Annotated in this window: 3 protein-coding genes; all 3 read right to left on the minus strand. The window is 65.4% G+C overall.

Annotation, left to right across the window (positions count from 1 at the left end; translation table 11 throughout):
* Window positions 1–330: 330 nt before the first annotated feature.
* The 3 genes from VN419_RS02260 to VN419_RS02270 all read right to left on the minus strand — a co-directional run bounded on the left by VN419_RS02260 (window position 331) and on the right by VN419_RS02270 (window position 5,226).
* Entirely contained in the window at window positions 331–3,018 is a 2,688-nt protein-coding gene (locus VN419_RS02260; protein WP_325644002.1) for a response regulator, read from the minus strand.
* A complete protein-coding gene (locus VN419_RS02265; RefSeq protein ID WP_325644004.1) occupies window positions 3,011–3,904 on the minus strand; it encodes a phosphate/phosphite/phosphonate ABC transporter substrate-binding protein in 894 nt (297 codons plus the stop codon). The genes VN419_RS02260 and VN419_RS02265 overlap by 8 nt, the downstream gene beginning before the upstream one ends.
* A 329-nt stretch (window positions 3,905–4,233) precedes the next feature.
* Window positions 4,234–5,226, minus strand: coding sequence for an NAD(P)H-dependent glycerol-3-phosphate dehydrogenase (locus VN419_RS02270; protein ID WP_325644006.1), 993 nt, complete (start codon window positions 5,224–5,226; stop codon window positions 4,234–4,236).
* Window positions 5,227–5,250 lie beyond the last annotated feature (24 nt).

The raw sequence follows: 5,250 nt of genomic DNA on the forward strand, positions 1-5,250 counted from the left end.
CATCGGAAATGTTGATGCTGATGGACAGCTGCGCCAGGGCCGGGGCGGCGAAGCAGCCCAGGCAGAGCACGGTGGCGAGCAGGATCTTCAGGGCTCTGCGGTGCATGATCAGTCTCCTTGTGCTCCCGCGTTTCGGAGCGCGGGTGTGTTGGTGCAGTTCTCGCGCCGGCTGCGGTGGGTCTTCCGCCCGGACAGCCATAGTATAGCATACGTTGTGCCATAATGCAGCACACCGGAATGACAGGTGTTATTTGTTCGTGCTGGCCGGGGCAGCGCAAAATCTGCGCTGGGGGGAAGCGTCAGAGCGCAAGGGGGGGCGCGAGCGGTCCACTAGCGGGCCATGACGCGGCGCAAAGCCGCTTCCAGGGCTTCCACATGGTAGGGCTTGGACAGGTAGTCGTCCATGCCAGCGTCGAGGAAGCGCTTGCGGTCGCCGCGCATGGCGTGGGCGGTGACGGCGATGACCGGAGTGCGCGGATCGAAGGATTTGCCGTCCGCCTGGCGGATGCGCCGGGTGGCCTCCACCCCGTCCATGCCGGGCATCTGGATGTCCATGAGCACCACGTCGAAATGCCGCTCGGCCATGGCCTCCAGGGCGGCCGCCCCGCTGGCCGCGGCTTGGGCCGTGTGCCCAAGATGCTCCAGATACTTGAGGGCGGTGAGCCGGTTCAGCAGGTCATCCTCCACAACCAGCACCTGCAGGGGCGCTATGGCGGCCTGGGCCTGCTTGACGACGCTGCGCATGAACTCGCTGTCGCGGAACAGTTGCGGTTCCTCGCAGCGCCCGCCCATCCCCAGCAGAGGCAGGGTCAGGTGGATCTGCGTGCCCTGGCCGGGTTCGCTGTAGACCTCCATGCCGCCCTTGAGCAGCGCTGCCAGACGCTTCACTATGGCCAGCCCCAGGCCCAGGCCGCCGTGGGTGCGCGTGTAGGGCGACTCCACCTGGGTGAAGGGCTCGAAGATGTGCTTCAGGTGCTGGTCGGCAATGCCGATGCCGGTATCGCCAACCACGAAATGAATGGGCACGAGCCCTTCCGCCGCCTGGGCCGGCGTGGGCGGCAGGGGGTAGACCTCAAGCCGCACCTGGCCTTCGTTGGTGAACTTCACCGCATTGCCCATGAGGTTCAGCAGCATCTGGCGGATGCGCCCGGCGTCGCCGCGCAGGGTCTCGGGCAGGGTCGGATCCAGCGCGCAGTCAAGGCTCAAGCCTTTGCAGCGCGCTTCCATGAGCATGGTCTCGCACACCGGGCCGGTCACGTCCTCAATGGTGAAGGGCTCGCACAGCACTTCCATCTTCCCCGCCTCGATGCGGCTCACATCCAGCACGTCGTTCAGGATCAGGGCGAGATTTCCGGCGGCGTCCAGGGCATGGCCGATGAACAGCCCCTGTTCCTTGCGATTCAGGTTGTTGTCGCGCAGGATCTGCAGCATGCCCTTGATGCCGTTCAGCGGGGTGCGCAGTTCGTGGCTCATGATGGCCAGGAAGTCGCTCTTGGCGGAATTGGCGGCCTCGGCCGCCTCCTTGGCGCGGATGATCTCGTCCTGGGCGCGGCGGCGCTCGGTGATGTCCTGCACGTTGACTACGCGGTACTGCACTTCGCCGTGCTGGTCCTTCACGGCCGTCACGTCCATCTGGGCGGGGAAGCGGCTGCCGTCCTTGCGCAGATGGTCGGCCTCGAAGGTGTGGTGCCCTGTCTGGTGGGAGAAGTTCAGGTTCTCCTCGGCCATGTGCACGGTGTCCTCCGGGTACACGCTGGCCAGGGGCATGCCGGTGAGTTCGGCCACGGTGTAGCCGTGCATCTGGGCGAAGGCGGGGTTCAATGCCTCCAGCTTCCTGCTGTGGGGCGAGCAGACCACGATGCCCCAGGCGGCGTTCTCGAACACCTGGGCCCAGCGGCGCAGTCCTTCCTCGGCCTGCTTGCGCAGGGTGATGTCGCGGTTGCTGACGCGCCTGCCCAGCAGGGTGCCGTCGGGCCGGGCAATGTCCTGGCAGTGGTGGTCGATCCAGACGATGTGCCCGGAGCGGTGCACGACGCGGAAATCCAGCTCGCCCGGCTCTATGCTGCCGCCCTCCACCTCATGCATGTGGGCGTCGTACAGGGCCCTGTCATCCTGGTGCACCAGGCGCCGCAGCAGGTCGGGGTCCTTCAGGAACGCCTCCGCCGTATAGCCGGTGAACAGCTCGCACGAGGGCGACATCCAGACCAGGGTGCCGTCCGGGGCGCGCCAGTACTCCCAATCGTAGGTGAAGTCGGCCACGGTGCGGAACTTTTCCTCGCCCGTGCGCACGGCCTCCAGCATGGCGTTGAAGCCTGCGCCCAGTCTGCCCACTTCGTCCACGCGGTCTTCGTCGGCCCGCACGCTGCGGTCGCCCGCGCGCACGGCGTCCACCGCCGCCACCAGCTCCTCCAGGCCGGAGGTGAGCCGACGAGCGATGTACAGGGCCATGACCCCGCCCACGATGATGGCCAGGAAAGTGTAGGACAGGCCCTCCTTGGTCACCAGCCTCAGGTTCTCGCGCTGGGCCGACTGGTTGAGCCCGATGCGCGCCCAGCCCAGCAGGCGCGAACCGGTGACGATGGGCGCGGCCACGTCAATCTGCTGGCTGGTCAGCACCAGGCGCTGCGGTTCGGGTCTGCGCTCCAGCAGGGAAAGGCTTATGGGGTCGTCCACGTAGAGGCCCATCTGGCGGGAATCGCTGTGGCTCAGCACGCGGCCCGCAGGGTCCAGAACGCAGGCGTATTCCATGTCCGGGGCGCTGCCGAGAGAGCGGGTGACCTCCTCCAGTCCCATGAGGTCGTTTGCCAGCACCGAGGAAACGCTGGCGGCGGCGAGGTTGCGCGAGAGGCTTTCGGCCCTGGCCAGGGCCTCGCGGTGCAGAAAGTCGCGCTGGCGCTCCACCACGTCGACGACAAAGATGCTCATGAGCGCGGCATGCACCAGAGCCACGCCCAGGATGAGCTGGCGGCGCACGGAGTGGTTCCAGAAGGCGCTCAGGAGCGTGGCCGGGTTACTCATCGAGTCCCTTCAAAGGGCGTACGCTGGCGTTGTAGCGGGCGATGAAGGCATGCACCGGCGCGTACGTGGCGTTGTCCGCCGGGATATAGCGCGGAGTGCCGGAGAGCAGCGCGATGCGTCTGCCTTCCGGGCTTTCGTGCAATTGGAAGAAGGCCTGGGCCACCTTGCTGCGCACGTGTTCGGGCACGCTGTTAAGCGCAATCAGGCCGTTGTCGGGCAGGCTTGCCGTGCGCCAGCGCACAGCCAGCAGGCGGGCTTCCTGCGGGTGCTCCTTCTGGAACATGTCCCAAGCCCTGGGCCAGGTGCAGACGGCGGCGGCGCTGCCCAGGCACGCGCTTATGAGGGCGGAGTCGTGCGTGCCGGTGAAGAGCTGAATGATGTCGCTCCTGGGGTCCAGGCCGTTCTCCTTGAGGAAGAGTTCCGGCATCATGGTGGCTGCCAGGGCCGTGGGCGCGGGGAAGGCCACTGTGGCCCCCTTCAGCCCCAGGGGCGAGACGAGGGGGAAGTCGCGGCGCGCAAGGATGATGCCCCGGAAGTCCTCGTCGCGGTCCGCCTTGCCGAAGATCTTGTAGCCGTAGTCTTGGGCCAGCACGGTCTGGTAGGGGTTCGGCAGGGCGAAATGCACCTTGCGCCCGCGCAGCTTTTCATTGAAGGCGGCGTAGCTGCTGGAGGCTTCCAACTTCAGGGTGATGCGGTCGCGCGCCAGGCGCTGGTTCAGCTGGTCCACGAGGGCGCCGTACACTTCCGCCAGTTTTTGCGGGGTCATAAGCGGATGCGGAGCGAAAATGAACTGTGTGGACCCGGACGGCCGATTGGCGGTGTATTGCGGCTTGTAGAGCGGGCGTTCCGCATCGGCGCAGGCGGAGAGGCTGAAAAGAATAAACACAAACAGCACTCTGGCGCTGAGATGCATCAAGCGCCTCGGCGGATTGGCGTCTGCTGTGTCGTTCTGTAGGGGCAAAATGGCCTCGCGCTGTGTCTACTGCTGGAGAATAGTCACCCAGCAGCACCAGCAACAAGGCAGGTACTTATTTTCGCGCTGGGGGAACGCTGCTGAATAAGTATGTTCAAATTCAGACCTAGTCAACAATATCTCCTTGCCGAACAATACGTAATAATTGTAATATTCTATAATACGCTATCGACTTGCCTGATCTTGCGCGCAAAAAAAAGGAGCCCCAAACCGGGGCTCCCAGTGGCTGTGCAAAAAGGCCGCTATTCGCTCTTGAGCTCGCGCGTCATCAGGTCGCGCACGGCCTGGGCCGGGTCCTTGTCCTCGTACAGAATGCGGTACACCTGCTCGGTCAGGGGCAGCTCCACGCCAAGCTTGTGCGCCAGCTGGTACACGCTCTGCGTGGTGCGCACGCCTTCGGCCACGGTCTTGGTCTCGGCCAGGATGTCGGACAATTTCTGCCCGCGGCCCAGCTTCATGCCCACCGTGCGGTTGCGCGAAAGGTCGCCCGTGCAGGTGAGCACCAGGTCGCCCATGCCAGAAAGCCCGTTGAAGGTCTTGGGCTTGGCGCCCATGACCTTGCCCAGGCGGCTCATTTCCGCCAGGCCGCGCGTGATGAGCGCCGCGCGCGCATCATGGCCGAAGCCCAGCCCGTCCGCGATGCCCGCGCCGATGGCCATGACGTTTTTGAGCGCTCCGCCAAGCTCCACGCCCAGGAAGTCCTCGTTGGTGTACACGCGGAAGCTGTCGGTGGAGAAAAGTCCCTGCAGCTCGCGTCCAAGCTTCTTGTCCGCGCAGCCCAGGCTCACCGTGGTCGGCATGCCCAGGCTCACTTCCTTGGCGAAGCTGGGGCCGGAAAGGGCGGCGTAGCGGGGGGCGAGAGCCTCAAGCGCCTCGGCCACCACCTGCGACATGGGTGCAAGCGTGCCGTTTTCGATGCCCTTGCTGGCGCAGACCATGATGGGCTTCTTGGGCAGAATGTCGCGGAAGCTTTCCAGGCTGGCGCGCATGAACTGGCTGGGCACCACCAGCAGGAACACCTTGGCCCCGGCAAAGGCCCGGGCGGGGTTCGAATGCAGCTGGAGCGCCGGGGAAAGCTCAAGATCGGGCAGGAACCAGGTGTTGCGGCCCTTTTCCTTCATCTCGGCCAGAAGCTCCGGCTCGCGCACCCACAAGGTGGTGGGCACGCCCTTCTTGGCCAAAAGGTCGGCCAGGGTGGTGCCCCAGCTTCCCGCGCCGACAACGGCGGTCTTCATGCTCTGCGCTCCTTGATTAAGAGG

This window comes from Humidesulfovibrio sp., from assembly GCF_035560995.1.
Classification (GTDB): domain Bacteria; phylum Desulfobacterota; class Desulfovibrionia; order Desulfovibrionales; family Desulfovibrionaceae; genus Humidesulfovibrio.